Source organism: Tessaracoccus coleopterorum (genome assembly GCF_011174705.1).
Lineage (GTDB): Bacteria > Actinomycetota > Actinomycetes > Propionibacteriales > Propionibacteriaceae > Arachnia > Arachnia coleopterorum.
Genome location: NZ_JAANIJ010000001.1, coordinates 2,672,565 through 2,692,932, shown reverse-complemented (window position 1 = coordinate 2,692,932; position 20,368 = coordinate 2,672,565). Strand labels below are relative to the sequence as shown.

The 20,368-nt window shown below is 70.0% G+C and carries 17 protein-coding genes and 7 pseudogenes; 5 read left to right on the top strand and 19 right to left on the bottom strand.

Annotation, left to right across the window (positions count from 1 at the left end; all coding sequences use genetic code 11):
* Window positions 1-82: 82 nt before the first annotated feature.
* The 5 genes and pseudogenes from groL to G7085_RS17295 form a co-directional block, all read right to left on the bottom strand.
* Window positions 83-1,672 carry a chaperonin GroEL gene (groL, locus tag G7085_RS17315; RefSeq protein ID WP_197511880.1) on the bottom strand — a complete coding sequence of 530 codons (1,590 nt, stop codon included), beginning with the start codon at window positions 1,670-1,672 and terminating at the stop codon, window positions 83-85.
* Between the two features lie 9 nt (window positions 1,673-1,681).
* The gene (gene groES / locus G7085_RS17310; RefSeq protein ID WP_068750747.1) at window positions 1,682-1,978 is read right to left on the bottom strand and encodes a co-chaperone GroES; all 297 of its coding nucleotides are present in this window, start codon (window positions 1,976-1,978) and stop codon (window positions 1,682-1,684) included.
* A 329-nt stretch (window positions 1,979-2,307) separates the two neighbouring features.
* Window positions 2,308-3,023 (bottom strand): annotated as a pseudogene (locus G7085_RS17305) (5-oxoprolinase subunit C family protein).
* 293 nt (window positions 3,024-3,316) lie between these two features.
* Window positions 3,317-3,763 (bottom strand): annotated as a pseudogene (locus G7085_RS33040) (carboxyltransferase domain-containing protein); the annotation flags it as partial.
* Between the two features lie 56 nt (window positions 3,764-3,819).
* Window positions 3,820-4,578, bottom strand: coding sequence for a LamB/YcsF family protein (locus G7085_RS17295; RefSeq protein ID WP_197511879.1), 759 nt, complete (start codon window positions 4,576-4,578; stop codon window positions 3,820-3,822).
* Window positions 4,579-4,877: 299 nt separating this feature from the next.
* Between G7085_RS17295 and G7085_RS17290 the strand changes: the two genes are divergently transcribed.
* The 5 genes and pseudogenes from G7085_RS17290 to G7085_RS17270 all read left to right on the top strand — a co-directional run bounded on the left by G7085_RS17290 (window position 4,878) and on the right by G7085_RS17270 (window position 9,113).
* Window positions 4,878-5,321 (top strand): hypothetical protein, encoded by a 444-nt coding sequence (locus G7085_RS17290; protein ID WP_197511878.1) that lies wholly within the window; start codon window positions 4,878-4,880, stop codon window positions 5,319-5,321.
* Window positions 5,306-5,572: a hypothetical protein gene (locus G7085_RS17285; protein ID WP_197511877.1), complete on the top strand. Its 267-nt coding sequence runs from the start codon at window positions 5,306-5,308 to the stop codon at window positions 5,570-5,572. The genes G7085_RS17290 and G7085_RS17285 overlap by 16 nt, the downstream gene beginning before the upstream one ends.
* Complete coding sequence (locus tag G7085_RS17280; protein ID WP_331715754.1) at window positions 5,502-6,797, top strand: CbiQ family ECF transporter T component; 1,296 nt, start codon at window positions 5,502-5,504, stop codon at window positions 6,795-6,797. The genes G7085_RS17285 and G7085_RS17280 overlap by 71 nt, the downstream gene beginning before the upstream one ends.
* A pseudogene (locus tag G7085_RS17275) lies at window positions 6,715-8,335 on the top strand (ABC transporter ATP-binding protein). The gene G7085_RS17280 and the pseudogene G7085_RS17275 overlap by 83 nt, the downstream one beginning before the upstream one ends.
* Window positions 8,336-8,364: 29 nt before the next feature.
* Window positions 8,365-9,113 (top strand): annotated as a pseudogene (locus tag G7085_RS17270) (ECF transporter S component).
* Between the two features lie 86 nt (window positions 9,114-9,199).
* Here G7085_RS17270 and G7085_RS17265 read toward each other — a convergent pair.
* The 14 genes and pseudogenes from G7085_RS17265 to G7085_RS17205 form a co-directional block, all read right to left on the bottom strand.
* On the bottom strand, window positions 9,200-9,682 hold the full coding sequence (locus tag G7085_RS17265; RefSeq protein WP_197511876.1) for an NUDIX hydrolase: 483 nt from the start codon (window positions 9,680-9,682) through the stop codon (window positions 9,200-9,202).
* Window positions 9,683-9,692: 10 nt separating this feature from the next.
* A complete protein-coding gene (locus G7085_RS17260; protein WP_197511875.1) occupies window positions 9,693-9,986 on the bottom strand; it encodes a THUMP-like domain-containing protein in 294 nt (97 codons plus the stop codon).
* Between the two features lie 26 nt (window positions 9,987-10,012).
* Window positions 10,013-10,513, bottom strand: a complete 501-nt coding sequence (locus G7085_RS17255; protein WP_197511874.1) for a hypothetical protein — start codon at window positions 10,511-10,513, stop codon at window positions 10,013-10,015.
* A gap of 364 nt (window positions 10,514-10,877) precedes the next feature.
* Window positions 10,878-12,602: a dipeptide ABC transporter ATP-binding protein gene (locus tag G7085_RS17250; protein WP_197511873.1), complete on the bottom strand. Its 1,725-nt coding sequence runs from the start codon at window positions 12,600-12,602 to the stop codon at window positions 10,878-10,880.
* A gap of 154 nt (window positions 12,603-12,756) precedes the next feature.
* A pseudogene (locus G7085_RS27320) lies at window positions 12,757-13,572 on the bottom strand (ABC transporter permease); the annotation flags it as partial.
* 30 nt (window positions 13,573-13,602) lie between these two features.
* Window positions 13,603-14,769 (bottom strand): ABC transporter permease, encoded by a 1,167-nt coding sequence (locus G7085_RS33035; RefSeq protein WP_197511872.1) that lies wholly within the window; start codon window positions 14,767-14,769, stop codon window positions 13,603-13,605.
* Window positions 14,751-15,068, bottom strand: a complete 318-nt coding sequence (locus tag G7085_RS17240) for an ABC transporter permease family protein (RefSeq protein WP_197511871.1) — start codon at window positions 15,066-15,068, stop codon at window positions 14,751-14,753. Before G7085_RS17240 ends, G7085_RS33035 begins: the two co-directional genes overlap by 19 nt.
* A 206-nt stretch (window positions 15,069-15,274) precedes the next feature.
* Complete coding sequence (locus tag G7085_RS17235) at window positions 15,275-16,090, bottom strand: ABC transporter substrate-binding protein (RefSeq protein ID WP_197512954.1); 816 nt, start codon at window positions 16,088-16,090, stop codon at window positions 15,275-15,277.
* A gap of 652 nt (window positions 16,091-16,742) precedes the next feature.
* On the bottom strand, window positions 16,743-17,135 hold the full coding sequence (locus G7085_RS17230; RefSeq protein ID WP_197511870.1) for a hypothetical protein: 393 nt from the start codon (window positions 17,133-17,135) through the stop codon (window positions 16,743-16,745).
* A 183-nt stretch (window positions 17,136-17,318) separates the two neighbouring features.
* Window positions 17,319-18,332: pseudogene (gene tsaD, locus G7085_RS17225) on the bottom strand (tRNA (adenosine(37)-N6)-threonylcarbamoyltransferase complex transferase subunit TsaD); the annotation flags it as partial.
* Complete coding sequence (locus G7085_RS17220; RefSeq protein WP_197511869.1) at window positions 18,325-18,810, bottom strand: GNAT family N-acetyltransferase; 486 nt, start codon at window positions 18,808-18,810, stop codon at window positions 18,325-18,327. The gene G7085_RS17220 and the pseudogene tsaD, both read right to left, overlap by 8 nt.
* Window positions 18,807-19,449: pseudogene (gene tsaB, locus G7085_RS17215) on the bottom strand (tRNA (adenosine(37)-N6)-threonylcarbamoyltransferase complex dimerization subunit type 1 TsaB). The gene G7085_RS17220 and the pseudogene tsaB overlap by 4 nt, the downstream one beginning before the upstream one ends.
* Window positions 19,446-20,195, bottom strand: a complete 750-nt coding sequence (gene tsaE, locus G7085_RS33030; protein WP_408647133.1) for a tRNA (adenosine(37)-N6)-threonylcarbamoyltransferase complex ATPase subunit type 1 TsaE — start codon at window positions 20,193-20,195, stop codon at window positions 19,446-19,448. The pseudogene tsaB and the gene tsaE overlap by 4 nt, the downstream one beginning before the upstream one ends.
* A complete protein-coding gene (locus tag G7085_RS17205; RefSeq protein WP_197511868.1) occupies window positions 20,132-20,350 on the bottom strand; it encodes a hypothetical protein in 219 nt (72 codons plus the stop codon). The genes tsaE and G7085_RS17205 overlap by 64 nt, the downstream gene beginning before the upstream one ends.
* Window positions 20,351-20,368 lie beyond the last annotated feature (18 nt).

Genomic DNA, 20,368 nt, shown 5'->3' with positions numbered 1-20,368 from the left:
CCCTGCACCGGGGCCGTCCGGGGACGGGAAAGCCCCGGACCAAAGGGTCCGGGGCCTCCGCCTGCGCTGACGGTTCAGCTGATCAGTTGTCGTCCTCCGACTCGCGCTTGTCCACCACGAGGGTCTCGGTGGTGAGCAGCAGCGAGGCGATCGAGGCCGCGTTGGCGAGCGCCGAACGGGTCACCTTGACGGGGTCGATGACGCCGTTCTCGATGAGGTTCTGGTACTCGTCGATCTTGGCGTTGTAGCCGTGACCGACCTCCATCTCGGCCACCTTCGTCGTGATGACGTAGCCGGCCTGGCCGCCGTTCTCTGCGATCCAGCGCAGCGGCTCGACGACCGACTTGGCGACGACCTGCACGCCCGCGGCCTCGTCACCGACGAGACCGAGGTTGTCGGCCAGCACCGCACCCGCATGGATGAGGGCCGAGCCGCCACCGGCGACGATGCCCTCCTCGATCGCGGCGCGCGTCGCGGAGACGGCGTCCTCGATGCGGTGCTTCTTCTCCTTCAGCTCCACCTCGGTGGCGGCGCCGACCTTGATCACGCAGACGCCACCGGCGAGCTTGGCGACCCGCTCCTGCAGCTTCTCGCGGTCCCAGTCGGAGTCGGTGCGCTCGATCTCGGCGCGCAGCTGCGCCACCCGGGCCGAAACCTCGTCGGACTCACCGGCGCCATCGACGATGGTGGTGTTGTCCTTGGTGACGACGATGCGGCGGGCGCGGCCGAGCACCTCGAGGCCCACCTGGTCGAGCTTGAGGCCGACCTCGGGGGCGACGACCTGGCCGCCGGTGAGGATCGCGATGTCCTCGAGCATGGCCTTGCGGCGGTCGCCGAAGGCCGGGGCCTTCACCGCGACCGAGGTGAAGGTGCCGCGGATCTTGTTGACCACGAGCGTCGACAGCGCCTCGCCGTCGACGTCCTCGGCCACGATGAACAGCGTGCCCTTGGCGGCGATGACCTTCTCCAGCAGCGGGAGCAGCTCGTTCATCGACGAGATCTTGCCGCTGTTGATGAGGATGTACGGGTCCTCGAGCACGGCCTCCATGCGGTCGGCGTCCGTGACGAAGTAGGGGCTCAGGTAGCCCTTGTCGAACTGCATGCCCTCGGTGAACTCGAGTTCGGTTCCGAAGGTGTTCGACTCGTCGACGGTGATGACGCCGTCCTTGCCGACCTTGTCGAACGCCTCGGCGATCAGGTCGCCGATCTGCTCGTCGCGCGACGAGATGGTGGCGACCGAGGCCATGTCGGCCGTGGTGTCGACGGGGCGGGCGATGTCGTGCAGCTTCTCGACGACGGCCTCAACGGCCTTGTCGATGCCGCGCTTCAGGCCGACGGGGTTGGCCCCGGCGGCGACGGCGCGCAGTCCGGTGTGGACCATGGCCTGGGCGAGCACGGTGGCGGTGGTGGTGCCGTCACCTGCGACGTCGTTTGTCTTGGTGGCCACCTCCTTGGCGAGCTGGGCGCCGAGATCCTCGTAGGGATCCTCGAGCTCAATCTCCTTGGCGACGGTCACGCCGTCGTTGGTGATGGTCGGCGCGCCCCACTTCTGGTCGAGAACGACGTAGCGGCCCTTGGGGCCGAGCGTCACCTTGACGGTGTTGGCGAGGGCGTCGACGCCGCGCTCAAGCGCGCGCCTGGCGTCCTCGTCGAAGGCGAGAGTCTTAGGCATCTGGAGTCCTTACTTGCTGACGACGGCGAGGATGTCGCGGGCGTTCAGCAGGAGGTACTCCTGGCCGTCGTACTTGACCTCGGTGCCGCCGTACTTGGAGAAGATGACGACATCGCCCTCGGCGACATCGAGGGGAACACGGTTGCCCTTGTCGTCGATGCGACCGGGGCCGGTGGCGATGACCTTGCCCTCCTGCGGCTTCTCCTTGGCCGTGTCAGGGATGACAAGGCCGGAAGCGGTGGTCTGAACGGCCTCGAGGGGCTGGATGAGGATGCGGTCCTCGAGCGGCTTGATCGTGGTTGCCACGTCAACACCTTCCTTTACAGAATCCGGGTTGCCCGGCTCGTTTTTCGTTATCGGGGTGGTTGGGCGTCGTCGCGGGTGCCGCCCAGCCGGTTAGCACCCGACGTGGTCGAGTGCCAACACCTAAACTATCGCGCCGTTAGCACTCAATCAAGCCGAGTGCCAATGGATCCGGGACTCCCTACCGCCCCACGCGTCCCTGCCGCCCCGCCACGGGAAGGAGCCGCTGCCGCACCCTGCATTCCGGCCACAACGCTGTCCGCCGCCCCGCACCCGGCGGAGGGGAGCGTTCCCGCGGCGCGACGGGTGGGTGTTCAACGGGATCGTGCGCTTCAGCTGACCTGCCCGACGGCGATCAGCCGGCAGCGCTGCCCCGGCCTCAGCTGGGCGGCTCTGTCGGCCGCCCTCTCGGTCAACACACCCGCCACCGGGTAGCCGCCGGTGACCGGGTGATCCGCGAGGCAGAGCACCGGCTCGCCCGACGGCGGCACCTGGATGGCGCCCGCACCATCGGCTCGCTCGGCAGTTCCCCCGCCCGCCTGCGGAGAGGGGCGCCGACGAGCCGGGCCCCCACCCGGTCGACGGCGGATCCGACGCGCCAGGCCGACCTGTCCAGCCCGGCGACCCAGTCGGGCCTCGGGCCGGGCAGGTAGCGCAGTTCGACGACCTCGCGGCGCTCCGCGGAGAGCGGCGTCCAGTCGATGGAGGGGATCCAGGGCGTCGTCGGCTCGCCGAGCGCGACCCGGTCTCCCCGAGGAGCGGTGCGGGGCCGAGGCCCCGAGCGTGTCGCGGGACCTGGAGCCGAGCACCGGCACGGCGTCGATCCCTCCCCGCACCGACAGGTAGCTGCGCAGGCCGTCCCACGGCGCGCCGATCGACACCAGCGCCCCGTCGGGCACGGGGATCGCGACCCCGGCCGACACGGCCCGGCCGTCGACCCGGATGGGGCAGACGGCCCCCGTCACCGCCAGGAGCGCGGCCCCTCGACGCGCAACTCCACCTGCCCCATCGTGATCTCGAGAGCCGCCTGCCCGTCTCCGTTGCCCACCAGCCGCGCCCCGAGCCGGTAGGACTCCCGGTCGGCAGCGCCCGCATCACCGACCCCGACCGAGGCAAGGCCCGGGCGCCCCTCGTCCTGTACGAGGACCGGCAGGAGTGCCTTCTCGACGGTGAGCCACCGGGCCCGCACGGGCGGGAGCGCCGCGGCTGGGTCACCGTGGGGCCTCTGCGGGGCATCGGTCGCCTCGAACCGCACCCTGGTGCCCGGTGACAGCAGCGCCGGGGCTCGGCCGTGGCGTCGAAGAGCACCGCGTCGGTGGTTCCGATCAGCTGCCAGCCGCCCGGTGAGGCGCGCGGGTAGATGCCGCTGAACCCGTCCGCCAACCCCACCGCGCCCACGGGCACCCGCGTCCGGGGCTCGGCCGCCTCGGCACCCGCAGCCGCGGGTCGCCGCCGACGAGGTAGGCGAAGCCGGGCGCGAAGCCCCGAACGCGACGCGCCACGCCGCGCCGGTGTGGAGCGCCACCACCTCCCCTCGGAGAGCCCGGTGATCCGCGCCACCTCTACCAGGTCGGGACCGTCGTAGCGGACGGGGATCACCACCTCGCGCCCGGGTCGGGCCGCGGCGGGGGCGACCCCACTGCGCAGCACGGCCTCGAGCAGCGGTCGCAACCGCTCCACGGGCGGGCCGGAGACGAGGACGCTGCGGGCGGCGGGAACGACGTCGACGGCGGGGCCCCAGCCCTCTTCGGCGGTGGCGGCGCGGAGGCCCGCCTCGACCGCGAGCACGTCGTCGAGCGAGGCGACCTCGATCAGCAGCGCCCGCTCCCCGCAGGGGAGGAGCCTCACGGAGCGAATGCCTCGATCCGCACGCCCTCCGCACGGAGCCTCGCCCGCACCGCTCGCGCGAGTTCGGTGGCCCCGTCCGTGTCGCCGTGCAGGCACACCGTCTCGATCTCCAGTGGGATCCGGCCGCCGTCGACGCTCACGACGGAGCGGTCGAGCACCATGGCGAGCACCCGCTCGGCCACCTTGTCGGGGTCGTTGAGGAGGGCGCCCGGCTGGTCACGGGGCACGAGGGTGCCGTCCGCCCGGTAGCCGCGGTCGGCGAACCCCTCGCGCACGCAGGTGAGGCCCGACTCGGCGGCGAGCCGTAGGAACACCGACCCTGGCGCCCCGACCACCGGGAGCGACCTGTCGTAGGCGAGGACCGCGTCGATGAGGGCGGCGGCGTGGCCTTCGTGGTGGGCGATGGTGTTGTAGAGGGCTCCGTGGGGCTTGACGTAGGCGACGCGCAGATCGAAGCGGCGGCACATCGCCGCCAACGCACCGATCTGGTAGACGACGTCGGCGACGAGTTCCGCAGGCGAGGCGTCGACGAACCGGCGCCCGAACCCGACCAGGTCGCGGTAGCTGACGTGGGCGCCGACACGGACGCCGCGTGCGGCCGCCAGGTGCACGGTCCTCGTCATGGTGAGGGGGTCGCCCGCATGGAATCCGCAGGCCACGTTGGCGCTGCTCACCACGTCGAGCAGGGCCTCGTCGTCGCCGAGCCGCCACCGCCCGAACGACTCGCCGACGTCGGCATTCAGGTCGATCCGCATGGCGCGAGCCTAGCCCGGCGACACCGCGCCGGGGCGGGCCGCGTGACGTCGGGCGCCGCACACGCGGTTCCGGGAGGGCCCGGGGCTCCCCGATCGGCGCCGATACCCCTTGTGATAGCGTCGGCCGGGCAGGGGTCGGGGAATCCGGTGTGAACCCGGAACTGACCCGCAACCGTGGAGGGCGACCACGCCCCAAGTCGGAACGCCGCTCCCTGTGTGACGCACCACATACCCAGCGTGGCTCTGGTAGGTGCCGGTGGCACCGGCCCTCCCGCCACCCTCATCGAAGGCCAGGCCCCATGCGCCGCATCCTCTCCCTCCTCACAGTCTGTCTGCTCACCTTCGTCGGTCTCGGCGCCCTCCCTGCCCACGCCGACGGCGACAGCAACGAGATCGGCGCCTGCCTCGCCGCCGACCAGGTGTGGCTCCTCGTCATGAAGGACGACGGCGCCCCCATCGCGAATGAGTGCGTCGGCAACCCCGCCAGCGGCGTGGAGGCACTCACCAATGCGGGGATCACGCTGCAGTTCGGCAAGGGCGAGATGATCTGCACCATGGACGGCCACCCCGAGACCTGCCCCGCCGTCTTCGACGGCTCCTACTGGTCCTCCTACCAGGGCGCCCCGGCAAGGAGTACACCTACGCCACCGTCGGCCCCACCGAATCGAAGCCTGTCGGCGGCACCATCGAGGCCTGGTGCTTCGCCACCGCGGAGGCCGGCGAGTGCATGCCCCCGCAGCTGAACATCATCCAGGGCGGCGCGCAGGTCGCTCCCCCGGCCGGCGCCACCGCGGTCGATGTGGAACTGACGGGCCAGAGCCAGGCCGACGACGCACCGGCCGACGACGCGAACGGGGGCGGAACCCCGTGGGGCTCATCGCCGGTGGCGTTGTCGTGGCGCTCGCCGCCGTGGGCCTGCTGCTGTGGCAGCGCACCCGCCGCTCCGGCGCTCCGAAGACCGCTGGCGGTCGCTGAGCAACCATGTCGCGCCTAGTCGCCCGGGTGGCCCAACCCGATGCGGCCGTGACCGGGATCGATCCCGGCCGGCCCGAGCGACAGCTCCACCCTGGGCCTGGTGGGGCTGGGCGCTGTGCGCGAGCGCCGCGGTCAGCCTCACCACCAACCCCCTCGTCATCGGCCTGATCGTGGCGTCGGTGGTAGCGGTGGTGCTGCTCCGCCGGACGGATGCCCCCTGGGCCCGCTCGCTGAAGATCTACCTGGTCCTCGCCCTGGTGATCGTGGGGATGCGACTGTTCTTCCAGCTCACCATCGGCGGAGTGCGCACCGGCACCGTGCTCTTCACCCTGCCATCGATCGAGTTGCCCGCCTGGGCGGCCGGCGTCACGCTGGGTGGCCCTGTGACGGTCGACGCGATCGCGGTGGCGATGTTCGATGCGATCCGGCTGGCCGCCATGCTGCTGTGCGTGGGCGCGGCGAACTCGCTGGCCAACCCCCGCACCGCGCTGAAGTCGGTCCCCGCGGCGCTGCGTGACATCTCGACCGCCGTCGTGATAGCGCTCGCCCTGATCCCCCAGCTGATCGCCTCAATCCACCGCGTGCGGCGCGGCCAGCGGCTCCGCGGCGGGCGACGGCGCGGGCTCGGTGCCCTGCCCGGCACCCTGATGCCGGTGATAGAGGATGCTGTCGAGGGATCGCTCCAACTCGCCACCTCGATGGAGTCACGCGGATACGGCCGCACCCGGGGTGCCGACCGTGGGCGCAAGGGCACCTGGCAGCTGCTCTGCGCCCTGCTCGCGGTGCTCTTCGGTAGTTACGTGCTGCTGGCCGTCCCGCCACCCGGCCGGGCCCGTTGGGGATCCCGACGCCGATCTGGCTCGCCCTCGGCCTGCTCACGGCCGGTTTCGTGCTCGCGGCCTGGGCCTGCACTCCTCCGGCCGGCAGATGGGTGTCACCCGGTACCGCCCGCCCCCTGGGGCGTGCCCGAGACGCTGACCCTCGCCTGTGGCGCCGTTGCGCTCGGCATCATCGGTTGGCTCATCTCACGCTTCGGCGTCCCCGCGGAGATGAACGCGAACCAGATTCCCGTCAGGTGGCCGACGCTGCCGCCCCTCGCGGTGCTCGCCGCCGTCGCGCTCGCCGTCCCAGGCTTCGCCACCCCGCCCCGAGGAGGGCCCGATGATCGAGTTCGACCACGTCACGCTCACCCAGCCGGACGCCGGGGAACCCATCCTCCACGACGTCACCGGCCGCATCCGTGAGTCCGACCTGTGTGTCGTGGTGGGCCGGACGGGCACCGGAAAGTCGACCCTGCTCGGCTGCATCAATGCGCTGGTCCCCATGACCACCGGGCGACCATGAGCGGAGGTGTCCGGGTCGGCGGCGTGGATGTGGCCGGGGTCCGCCCCCGCGACCTGGCCGACCTCGTCGGCTTCGTGGGCCAGAACCCGCTCTCCGGATTCGTCACCGATGTCGTCGAGGACGAGGTGGCCTATGGAATGGAGCAACTGGGCCTCGGCCCCGTGACGATGCGCAAGCGGGTCGAGGAGACCCTCGACCTGATGGGCATCGCCGACCTGCGGCGGCGGCCGCTGGTCGAACTGTCGGGCGGGCAGCAGCAGCGGGTCGCGATCGCGGCGGTGCTGGCGGCCCAGCCCCGGGTGCTGGTGCTCGACGAGCCGACGTCCGCGCTCGACCCCACCGCGGCGCAGGACGTGCTCGCGGCCATCACCACCCTGGTGCACGACGTCGGCCTCACCGTGGTGCTCGCCGAGCACCGGCTGGAACGCGTCATGCACGCGGCAGACTCGGCCATCTGGCTGCCCGGTGACGGTCGGGCCGTGTTCGGGCCGACCGACGAGATCCTGGGGATCGCCGACGTGAAGCCACCGCTGGCCCAGCTCTCCGAGGTGCTCGGCTGGCCGACGGTCGCCACCAGCGTGCGCAACGCCCGCCGCAAGGTGGCGGACGAGGGCCACGGGTGCGCCTGCCCGATCTGCCGAAGGAGTCGGTCTCCTGGCGCACGGACGGACTCACGCCGGTCCTCACCGCGACCGACCTCGCCGTCCACTACGGCGACCTGTGCGCCGTCAAGGTCGACCTCGAGCTGCAGGCAGGCACGGTCGTCGCCCTGATGGGCCGCAACGGCTCCGGGAAGTCGTCGCTGATGTGGGCGCTCCAGGGTGCGGTGGCGAGCTCCGGTCGGCTCGACGTGTCCGGCGCCGATCCCCGCACGGTGCCCGACCAGGAGGCCCGCCGCCTGGTCAGCCTGGTGCCGCAGTCGGCCGCCGACCTGCTGTACCTGCCCACCGTCGGGGAGGAGCTGCGCCAGGCCGACCGGGAATCCCATGCGGAGCCTGGCACCACGCGGGCGATCCTGGCCCGGCTGGGCGCCGACCTGCCCGATCACCGCAACCCGCGCGACCTGTCGGAGGGGCAGCGCCTCGCCCTGGTGCTGGCCATCCAGTTGGCGGCGCGCCCGGCCGTGATCTGCCTCGACGAGCCGACCCGCGGCCTCGATTACCAGATGAAGGCGGAGCTGACGGGGATCGTCAGGCGGCTGGCCTCCGAGGGTGCCTGCGTCCTCATCTCGACCCACGACGTGGAGTTCGCCGCCCAGACCACCGAACGCTGCATCGTGCTCGCCGAGGGCGACATCGTCGCAGACGGCCCCACCCGCACCGTCTGCTGCGCCTCACCCGCCTTCTCCCCGCAGGTCGCGAAGGTCTTCCACCCGCATGACGTGCTGACGGTGGCGGAGGTGCGCGAGGCGCTCGCCGCCGAGATGGTGCCGACGTGAGCACCCGCATCGACCGGGTCTCGGCCACCATGCTGACGGTGGCGGCGATCGCCGGGCTGCTGGCCTTCACCTGGCCTCTCCTGGTGGTCCCCTCCGCCGCGCTGGACGGCAACAGCCAGTCCCCGTTCGTGTTCGCCATCCTGCTCCCGTGCTGCTCGGCATCGTGGTCTCCGAACTCAGCCGGGGCACCATCGACGTCAAGAGCCTCGCCATGCTCGGAGTGCTGTCGGCGCTCGGGGCGCTGGCCCGCCCGCTCGGCGCGGGCACCGGCGGGGTCGAGTTCGTGTTCGTGCCGCTGATCCTCGGAGGGCGGGTGTTCGGGCCGACGTTCGGATTCCTGCTCGGCAGCACCACGCTGTTCACCTCCGCGGTGCTGACCGGCGGCGTCGGCCCATGGCTGCCCTACCAACTGCTGGCCGCGTCGTTCGTGGCGATGGGCGCCGGGGCCCTGCCGCGGGCGAAGGGGTGGGCCGAGATCGCGCTCCTCAGCGCCTACGCCGCCGTCACGGCGTTCCTGTACGGCGCGCTGGTCGATCTGGCGATGTGGCCCTTCTCGCTGGGGCTCGCCACCGACCTCAGTTACGTGGCCGGAGCCCCGGTACTCGAGAACCTGCACCGGTTCGCGCTGTTCAACCTGGCCACCAGCATGGCCTGGAACCTCGGGCGGGCCGTGACGACGATCCTCACTCTCTGCGTGGTGGGTCTGCCGATGCTGCGGATCCTGCGGCGGGCCAACCGACGCGGCACCTTCGCGGAGGCCACCGGCGCGGCCGCCTGACCGGGCTGCCGGTGACAGGGATTCCGCGACGGTTCAGGCGCTCCCCATCGGCCGGCCGTTGTCGTCTGCGACGTCCGGCGCCACGGCTACAGTCGGCTGACCTGCCAGCCGACGCTGTGCCCGCCGTCGTAGGGGATCGTGCCGTGGAACTGGGTGACAGACCCGTCGAACACGAGCGGCAGGAAGTGGCGGTCGCCGTCCCACATGGGCAGCTCCATCATGGTGGCGACGTCATGCCAGGCGAGGGTGCCCTCCTCGTTTGCCTCCGGGACCTCTCCGGTGAAGGACGTCACCAGGAACACGAAGCCGAACACGTCCCGGCCGTTGAACCCGGGCCAGGACACCGTGCCGCGCAGTTCGAGCCCGGTCGCCTCGATGCCCGCCTCCTCGCGGAGCTCGCGGCGGATCGCCTCGACGACGTCCTCGTCACGCTCCACCTTCCCGCCGAGCCCGTTGTACTTGCCGAGCTGCTCGTCTGTGTCACGGGCGCTCCGGTGCACCAGCAGCACCCTGGTGCGGGACGGATCGGTGACGTAGGCCAGTGTGGTGAGCTCGGGCGAGTAGGGCATGGGCGCCACGTTACCGGCCGAGCCGGTGCGCGGCGATCGCGACGGTGCCCGCGGTGGTCCGCGCGAGGATCAGCGTTGCAGAGGCCCTCCCCTTCGGCTTGAGGCGCCTGCGCAACTCGGCGGGGTCGACGTCGATGGCGCGCTTCTTGATCTCCAGCGTCCCGATCCCACGGTCGGCCACCCAGCGGCGCAGCACCCGCACGTCGTAGGCCAGCACCTCGTCGATCTCGAACGTCGTCGCGAAGGGCGTGACCACCGGCGCGTCTGAGGACAGGTAGGCGGTGTGGGCGTCGAGCAGCCACACGTCGGCTTCCGCAGCGACCTCGGAGATCAGGCCTGCCCTGATGACGGCCCGTCGGGTTCGATCAGGTAACGGCCGAGGGGGCGCACGTCGAGCGCCCGGACGGCGACCCGCGGACGCAGTTCGTGCGGGAGCACCACGGCCTCGGTGCCGGTGCCGAGCCTGTTCCACACGGTGGCCTCGACCACGTCGCCGTGCTCGCTCACCCAGCCCGCGAGGACACCGTCGGGGATGAGCTCCTTCGGGATGCCGGGGCCGAGCTTGACCGCCACGAACCGCGCTGAGGCAAGTTGGGCGAGCACGAACTCCCAGGGAGGCGTGAAGTCGGCCACGTTCCAGGTGCGTCCCCTCGCGGTGCGGCGCGCGGGGTCGAGGAAGACCGCGGCACCCTCCGACACTCCGGCCTCTTCCGCGAGCCCCGTCCGGGCCTCGCCGCCACCCACCAGCGAGAGGTTGTGCGCCGCCACGGCGGCCGTCTCAGGGTCGGCATCGATCGCGACCACCCGCAGCCCGGCCTCCGCGAACGCCATCGCGTCCGAGCCGATCCCGCACCCAGGTCCCAGACCTCCCGCACGCCCGCGGCCGCGAACCTGGCAGCGCGCCAGCGGGCGACCGGCTCCCGGCTCGCCTGCTCCAGGCCGTCGCGGGTGAAGAGCATCTCGCCGGCCCGCGAGAACTTCGCCGCCGCCCTGCGACGGAGCGTGGCCTGGCCCAGCGCCCAGGCCGCGTCGTCGGGCCGAAGCGACGGCGCAGTCGCTCCCCGCCGCCAGTGACGACGGGTCGGCCTCCGCCATGGCCGATTCGAGGGCTTCGGGTTCATGAGTTGCAGGCTACCGACCCGGAACACGACCGGGCGCCGACCTGTCGGTCGGCGCCCGGTTGTTGTGCCGGGAACTACTGATGCAGCTCGCGGGTGTCCAGTTCCGCGACCGTGTCGCCGAGCGACTTGAGCAGCGCGTGCCGCTCGTCGCGACGCACCTTCTGCTCGATCGGGTTCGGCACCGGAGCCGCCGCAAGGAGGCGTTTGGTGTACTCCTCCTGCGGGTTGAGCAGCACCTGATCACGGGTGCCGCGCTCGACGATCTTGCCGTACTGCATCACCACGACGCGGTGTGCCAGCGCATCGATCACGGCGAGGTCGTGCGAGATGAACAGGCAGGCGAAGCCGAAGTCCCGCTGCAGGCTGGTGAACATCGCGAGCACCGAGGCCTGGACCGACACGTCCAGTGCCGATGTGGGCTCATCGGCGATCAGGATCTCCGGACGCAGCGCGAGCGCACGGGCGATCGAGACACGCTGCCGCTGGCCGCCGGAGAGCTCGTGCGGGTAGCGGTTGTACGTGGAGCGGGGCAGCTGGACGGCCTCGAGGAGCTCGTGGACGCGCGCCTCGCGGTCCTTCTTCGTCCCCACCCCGTGAACGCTCAGCGGCTCGGCGATCACGTCGCCGATCGGGAAGCGCGGGTTCAGCGAAGCGGCGGGATCCTGGAAGATCACGCCGATGCGCTTGCGCAGCTGCTTCAGCTGCGCCCCACGGATGGAGAGCAGGTCCTCGCCGAGCACCGACACGGAGCCTGACTCCGACGGGATGAGCCCGAGCAGCGCGCGGCCGATGGTCGACTTGCCGGAACCGGACTCGCCCACCAGCCCGACAATCTCGCCGCGCTTCACGTCGAAGCTCACGTCGTCGACGGCGCGGAAGGGCTTCTTGCCCGTGCGCTTGTACTCGACGACGAGGTTGCCGATCTCCAGCGCGGTCTCCGCGCCCTCGGCGACGGGGGCCGGCGCGATGCCGAACTGGCCGGGGCCCTCGCCGAGGTGCGGCACGGCAGCCAGCAGCTTCTTGGTGTAGGGGTGCTGCGGTTTGAGCAGCACCTCGTTGACCGGTCCCCGCTCGACGACGTTGCCCTTGAACATCACGGCGACGTTGTCCGCCATGTCGGCGACGACACCCATGTTGTGCGTGATGAGCAGGATGCCCGTGTTGAGCTTGTCCTTGAGCGAGCGCAGCAGGTCGAGGATGTCGGCCTGCACGGTCACGTCGAGGGCGGTGGTCGGCTCGTCGGCGATGATGACGTCAGGGTCACACGACAGCGCCATCGCGATCACGACGCGCTGACGCATGCCGCCGGACAGCTCGTGCGGGAACTGGGTGACGCGGCGCTCGGGCGCCGGGATGCCGACGGCGGCGAGCAGGTCGATCGCCCGCGCCCATGCCTCGCGGCCGTAGGCGACGCCGTGCACCTCCATGGATTCGGTGAGCTGCTCGCCGATCTTGATGACCGGATTGAGCGCGGTCATCGGCTCCTGGAAGACCATGGCGACCTTGCGGCCGCGGATGGCCCGCAGGTCGCGCAGCGACAGGTCGCCGATCACCTGGTCATTGACGACCGTGTCTCCGGTGATGCGGGCGGTCTTCGGGAGCAGGCCGAGCGCGGTGGTGGCCGTGACGGACTTACCGGAACCGGACTCGCCGACCAGCGCCATCACCTCACCGGGCTCGACGCTGAGCGTCAGGCCCTTGACCGCGTGGACTATGCCGAACTCTGTCCGGAACTGGACGTCGAGGTTGTCGAACTTGAGCGCCGGGTTCTCCCCGGTGAAGGTCTTGCTTTCGGTCATGTCGGGCTACCTCAGTCCATCTGCTGGCGGGGATCGAACGCGTCACGGAGGCCGTCACCGATGAAGTTGACGCACAGCGAGAACACGAGGATGAACATGCCGGGATCCAGAACAGCCACGGCCGGCCGGTCAGCGCTGTCTGGTAGGTGCTGACGAGCAGACCGAGCGAGGTGTCGGGGGCCTTGACACCGAAGCCGAGGAACGACAGTGAGGTCTCGATGAGGATCGCCGAGGAGATGAGCAGCGTCGCGTTGACGACGATCGTGCCGAGCGCGTTGGGCAGGATGTGCCGGAAGATGATCCTCGGGCCGGGGGTGCCGAGCGCGCGGGCCGCCATCACGAACTCCCGCTCACGCAGCGACAGCACCTCACCGCGCACCAGGCGGGCCAGGCCGGTCCAGGACACGAGCGCGAGCACGATGGCCAGCATGTAGATGTTGCCGCCGGTCATGCGGCCGAGCACGGCAGCGAGCACGAGCGTCGGGATGATGATGAACAGGTCGGTCATCCGCATCAGGAAGGCCTCGGTGATGCCGCGGTAGAACCCTGCGATGGCGCCGATGGTGGTGCCGATGATGGTGGCGAGGATGCCGACGGTGAACGCGATCAGCAGCGACTGCTGGACGCCCCGCATCACCAGGGCGAAGTAGTCCTTGCCTGTGGTGTCCTGCCCGAACGGGTGCTCACCCAGCGACGGTGGCCACAGCTTGATGGTGGGCTCGCCGTTGCCGATCTTCGGGTAGGTGTCGATGAAGGTCTTGTCCCACCAGCCGGGGATCGGGCCGTAGCCGATCGACGTGATGGCGAGCAGGACGATGAAGACCAGAACGAGCATGGAGACCATCGCGGCCTTGTGCCGGAGGAATCGCCTACGGACCAGCTGGCCCTGGGAGTACGACCTGGTGTTCGTGGTGTCGACGTCCTCCTCCACGGAGAACTTCGTATCTGCCTCGGGCTCGATGGAGGGCATCGTGTTGTTGGGATCAGTCATGGCCGGCTCCTAGCGCGCGATCCGCGGGTCGAGGAAGGCGTAGGCGATGTCCGCGACGAGGTTCATCACCACGGCGGCTGTGCCCGTCACCAGATAGAACGCCATGACCGGTGGTGGGTCGACGGCTGTCAGGCCCACCTTGAACATGTTGCCCATGCCCTGCCAACCGAACACCGTCTCGGTGATGACAGCGCCGCCGATGAGGCCCGCGAAGTCGAACGCCACGATGGTGGCGAGCGGGATCAGGGAGTTGCGGAAGGCGTGCCTCGTGATGACCTTGCGCTCCGAGACACCCTTCGAGCGGGCGGTGCGGATGTAATCCTGGTTGAGGACGTCGAGCATCGAGGCGCGGGTGTAGCGCGTGTAGCTCGCGACCGACACCAGCGTCAGGACGATCGTCGGCAGCATCAGGTGCGTCGCCGCGTCGATGAAGTGGCCCCAGTAGTCGGACGTGAAGTTCGGGCTCGCGGAGCCGATCGTGGGAATCGGGCGCGGGTTCTGCTTGAGGTAGGCGTTCCAGTTGCTGAGCATCAGGTCGACGAGAGCGACCGCGGAGGCCAGCACCGCGACGGTCACCGATGTGGAGATCGCCTGCTTCCTGCTGAACCCACCGAAGGCGAATCCGCTGCCGACCGCGATGGCGACGGCCGCGAGGAGACACAGGAACAGCATCAGGGTCGACGGGTTCGCCATGAGCTGCCCGCGCATGACGGCGTAGCCGACGATCGCGAGCAGCGCCGTCACGCCGATCGAGTTACGCACCCGCTTGTTGTCGAAGCCGGCGGTGAGCATCAACACGATGACCCCGGCAGCCACGACGACGACCGCATACAGCGGAACTCCGAGCATCGGGCGACGGAACCAGGCGACGGCGGAGAAGTAGAAGAGCGCACCGGCGAAGACGGCGGTGGACACGGCGAATGTGATGAGGCGCCGCTTGATCGAGCCGCCGAGCGCCGCCATCAGAATGAAGCCCAGCACAACGGATATCGCCACCACCTGCAATGGCGTGAAGGTCGCGTCCACGATCCAGTTGTTGAACTCGATGGCCGCGTAATGCTTCAGGAGCACCGCCGCCCAGAACACGGGAAGCGAGAAGAACACGAACGCAAGGAAGGTGACCGCATAGTCGAATCCGCTGTACTGGCGGATGGCGGTCAGAATACCGAGGACCACGCCCAGCACGATGGCCAGGACGGTGGCGATGACGACGAGGCGGAGGGTCGAACCCGCCGCCTGGGCGACCAGATCATTGACGTTGCGGCCGTTGATGTCCTGCCCGAGATCGCCCTGAACACCCCACTGAGCCAGTTCCAGTACCTCACGTACCAGGGATCGTCGAGCCCCATGTGCTCGATCCGCTGTTTGATGAGGTTCTCGCGGTTCTGTGCGTTCGACTCGCGGTACTCGGCGAGCGGGTCGCCGGAGTTGATGGTCAGCACGAACATCAGCAACGAGCCGAGCACGAGGATCATCAGAGAGATCCCCAGCCGTTTCGCGATGTATCTGATCACTATGGTCCTTCGGTTAACACAGTTGACGGCCTCTCCTTGAGGAGGCCAATCAACGGCCGATCATACGCCAGGGGTGGATATGTGACGAGCCGCCAACGCAAAGGGGGCAGGTGGCCTGGCGCCACCTGCCCCTTTGTGCGTTGATCAGTGACTCGGTGAGTCGCTGGTCAGCTCATGACCCACTGCGGGGCGTTCCAGACGATCTGATCCTGGGTGGACGTCGGACGGACGTTCTGGATCTTTGCGTCGGAGGCCGCGACACCGGGGTGCGCGAAGATCGGGAGACCGAAGAGGGTGTCCCAGAGTTCCTTCTCGATGACCTTGACCTGCTCCTGCTGGACGGCCGTGTCGAGGGTACCCGCGAGGGTGCCCCAGGCCTCGTCGACCTTGGCGTTGGAGTACATGCCGTAGTTCTGACCCTTGTTGGTCACGTAGATGTTCTGACCCGAGGCGATCTGGCCGGAACCGGCCCACGCGAACAGGGCAACCTCGTAGTCACCGTTGGGCATCTCGGTGTCGAAGAACGTGGCCGAGTTGGCATCGATGATGTTGAAGCCGGCGTCCTTGCAGGAAGCCGCGATCTGGGCGACCTGGTCGGCGCGACGCTGGTTGCCCGCGCGGTAGCCGATGCGGACATCGATCGGGGTGGCGACGCCGGACTCGGCGATCTTCGCCTTGGACTTCTCGATGTCGACCGCGTCGAAGCGACCGTCGTAGGAGGCGGCCACGACGTCAGCGTAGTTGTCCTGGAACGGGAAGACCTCGCGGGCATTCATCACGACGGCGTCGGGGTTGATCGGCTTGATCAGGTTGTCGACGATCTCCTGACGCGGCACGCAGTAGGCGAACGCCTCACGCAGCGCAAGGCCGCCGGCGTCGTCTGCGAACACGTTCTTCGGCGCATCCTTGACGGAGCGGAAGTTGAAGTCGAGGTGCTCCCAGGTGAGGGTCTCGAAGGTGTGGACGTTGACCGAGTCACCGATCGCCTCGAGCTGACCGAGGGTGTCGACGGTCGGCTGGGGCTGATGACCTGGAGGTCGCCGTTCTGGAGGGCCTGCGCCATGCCGGCGTCCTCGATGAAGCGGAAGATCAGGTTCTCGGTGCCCGCCGGGTACCCCAGTACTTGTCGTTGGTCTCGAGCGTCAGGGAGTTGCCGGCGATCCAGCCGCCCTCCTTGAGCTTGTAGGGCCGGACGACGGGGTCTCGGTGAGGTCAGGAAGCTGGCCCTCGTCGTACATCCAGCCGTTGTTCCAGAATTCCGCGACCTTGGCGACCGTGGTGGCGTCCTTGTCGAGGATCGCCTGGGCGAGTGCCTCGGGGTCAGGCCCGACTTGGTCGCGGCGACGTGGGCCGGGAGCGCGGAGCCGATCATCAGCTTGAAGTCGGGGTAGGCCTCCTTGTACACGACGGTGAAGGTCTTGCCTCCGACCTCACCCTCGGGGCCGTTCAGCACGTACTCGGCGAAGGAGGACGACACGTGGTCGAAGACGGCCTTGGCCTCGGGGTCCTCACCGTTGGCGTAGCCGGGGACGAGGAACTCGGGGTTCTGGGCGGCCCAGTCGAGCAGGTAGTCGTTGATGGTCACCGGGGTGCCATCCGACCAGACGGCCTCGTCGGAGATGGTGTACTTCACCGTCAGCGGGTCTTCCGAGGTGACCTCGAAGGAGCCGAAGTCGGAGTTGTTACAGACGGTGCCGTCGGTGCCGAAGTAGATGAAGCTCGAGAACATGTGGGCTGCGACGCCCGAGTTGTAGGTCGAGTAGGTCTTCGACGTGACCGAGTTGTACCCGTTCCAGGCGCCGGGGCCGCCGGTGTAGGCAACCTGCCCGGCCTTGGTCTCGGTGATGCCGACGTCCTGCAGGCAGCTCGCGGGCCGGTCGGCGCAGCGGACTGGGTGGCGGTGCCGGTCTGCTCACCTCCGGCGGTGGGTGCCGAGGTGTTCTCGGCTTCGGGGCTGGTGCACGCGCCGAACAGCAGCGCGGCGCTCAGCGCGAGGCCGATTCCGGCGCTCGTCCTCCTGAACTTCATTGAATCTCCTTGTCGTTGCACGACGTAAGGGCCCTACGGGCCGCAGTGATTACGGACCCTAGCGAGAACACGTTCAAATCTGAAAGGTCCAGCGGGTTTTGACACCAGATCGTTACCTAGTTGCAGCAACACCCGATCCGTGCTAGCGGGTGAGCTACGGCACCACGATGGTGGAGACCGGAAGCCCGAGTTGGCGGCGAACCCCAACCCGGACGGCCCTACGCCCGCAGTGATTGCCTCGCTGGCAACGGCCGCGATCATCGCGCCGTTATCGGTGCAGAGGGCCGGGCGCGGGCGTCGCAGCTCGATGCCGACGGCCGCGGCCCGCTCCTCCAGCAGGGTCCGGAGCCTGGAATTGGCGGCCACGCCCCGCCGATGAGGATCGAGTTGACCCCGTACTCCTGTGCGGCGTCGACGGTCTTGGCGGTCAGGACGTCGCAGACGGCCTCCTGGAAGCTGGCCGCGACGTCGTTGACCGGCACGTCGAGGCCGTCGAGGCGACGCTGCTCCACCCACCGGGCGACGGCCGTCTTGAGGCCGGAGAAGGAGAAGTCGAAGCGGTGCCGCTCCATGTCGTGGCGGGCGGTGAGCCCGCGCGGGAACCGGATCGCCGTCGGGTCGCCGTCGGCGGCCGCCCGGTCGATGACCGGGCCCCGGGGTACGGCAGCCCGAGGATGCGGGCCACCTTGTCGTAGGCCTCCCCGCGGCGTCGTCGATGGTGGAGCCGACCTCGGTGATCCTCGTGGCGATGTCCTCTACGTACAGCAACGAGGTGTGCCCGCCGGAGACCAGCAGCGCGAGCGACGGCATCGGGAGCGCACCGTGATCGAGCAGGTCGACCGCGACGTGGCCCACGAGGTGGTTGACGCCGTAGAGCGGCTTGCCGAGGTAGGTGGCGAGCGCCTTGGCCGAGGCGATTCCCACGACCAGCGCGCCCATCAGGCCGGGGCCCGCGGTCACGGCGATCGCGTCGACGTCGGCAAGGTCCACGTCCGCCGTGGCAGCGGCCCGCTCGAGGGCCGGCACCAGCGCCGACAGGTGCGCCCGGCTGGCCACCTCGGGAACCACGCCGCCGAAGCGGACGTGCAGGTCGACCGAGCTGGCCACCTCGTTGGCGAGCAGCGTACGGCCGCGGACGATCCCGACGCCCGTCTCGTCGCACGAGGATTCGAGCCCGAGAACCAGTGGCTCACTCATGTGTGTCCTCCATGTCCCACATGCCGACGGAATCGGCGTCGACGCCTTCCAGGAAGCGTTCCAGCACCAGCGCGTGCGCGCCGGGGCCGTAGTAGTCGGAGCGGCGGGCGACCTCACGGAAGCCGTAGCCGCGGTACAGCGTGATGGCCGGATCGTTGTCGTGTTCGACCTCCAGCAGCATCCGGCTGGCGCCCTGGGCGATGGCCCAGCGGAGGCCCGAGACGAGCATCACCCGGGCGAAGCCGAGGCGCCGCTGCTGCGGAGACACCACGATGCGGTGCAGGTCGGCCACGTCGTCGACGAGCTGGAAGCCCGCCACCCCGACCAGCTCACCCGAGTCACGGCGGGCCACCAGCACGAGGCGGGAGTCGCCCTCGAGTTCGGCGCGCCAGGAGTCCTCGGACCAGGGCACCCCGAAGTTCGCCTCCAGCGCGACGATGCCTCCCAGATCCTCCGGCCGGGCCGGTTCGACGATCATCGGGCGCGCAACCGGGGCAGGGCCGACTTGGGCTTGCCCGGCACGGTCGCGTCGGCGGGGCGCAGGTAGTAGGGCTCGTCTCCTGCGGGCTCGAGCGAGCGCCACGAGGCCGCGAGGGCCGCGGGGTCGAGGCGGTCAGGACCCTCGAGTCGCACGAGCGGGCGGAAGGCCTCGGGCACCGCACCAGCGACACTCAGGTCGGGCAGTGACGTGGGCGCACTGACCTGCGGCTCGCCCTCGGGGCCCCGTCGGCGCGGTAGACGCGCCAGTAGAGCTCCTTGCGGCGGGCGTCGGCCGCAACGATGAACCGCTCGGGCGCGCCCTGATCGGCGAACTGCCGGGCGACGACGTCGAGCGAACAGACGCCGTGCGGGGTCTTCCCGCGGCATGGGCGAGGCTCCAGGCGGTCGCCACCCCGACCCGCAGGCCGGTGAACGGGCCTGGGCCCATGCCGACCACGAACTCGTCGACGTCGGTCAGGGCGATGCCCGCGGCGGCGCAGGCGCGCAGCACCGTCGGCATCAACTCCTCGACGTGCGCGCGGGTGTCCTCGACCACCTCCCGGGCCACGGCCCTGCCGTCCTCGGCGATGCCGACGGCGACGTGGTGGCTGGTGTCGATTCCCAGGGTCCAGGTCACGGCCGCCTCCTCAGCGGTTCGAGGGCCCCGACCCAGCGGCCGCCGGTGCCCGTCAGATATACGGTGCGCGCATCGCTGTCCACGCCGCGCACGATGTCAATGTCCAAGCGGTCGTCGGCGAGCCACTCGGCCAGGCCGCTGCCCCACTCGACGAGGGTGACCGCGTCCGCGAGAGACGCGTCGAGGTCGATGTCGGCCAGCTCGGAGGCCGCCCCGAGCCGGTAGGCGTCGACGTGGACCAGCGCGGGCCCTGCACCTCGGTTGGGGTGTACCCGGGAGATGACGAAGGTCGGTGAGATCACCGGGCCCTCGACGTCCAGCCCCTCCCCTATGCCCTGCGTGAGGGTGGTCTTGCCCGCGCCGAGGTCACCGGTGGCGACGATGACGTCACCGGCACGGAGCAGGTCGGCGATGCGTCGGCCCAGCTCGTGCATGTCCTCTGCCGTCGGCACGTCGACGATCACGGGCAGGTCACGCCCCATCCACACGCCGTTGACGGCCGGCTCGAGCTCCTCGAAGCCGTGTTCGCGCCACCAGGAGATCAGCTCGGGGAACTCGGCCCGCGCCGTGAGCCTCGCCCGGGCGGCGCCGAGGTCGGCGGCGAGCGTCAGGGCGGCGGCGATCATGTCCTTCGCGACGCCCTTACCCGCCGCGTCGGGCAGCACCGAGACGCGACGCAGCGTCACCACGTCGCCGTCGAGGTCGAGCAGGAGGCCCGCGATGGGCTCCCCGTCGGCCTCGACCACCACGCCTGCCCCTCGGTGAGGGCGCGTTCGATGTCGGCGACGTCGTCCGAGAGGGCATCCGCAGGGGGATCGACCGGCCGACGCGCCGAAAAGGCTGCGCGGATCACACGCAGCAGTTCCGGCGCGTCGGCGGGTGTCGCGACCCTCAGGGTCACAGCTTCAGTATCCATAGC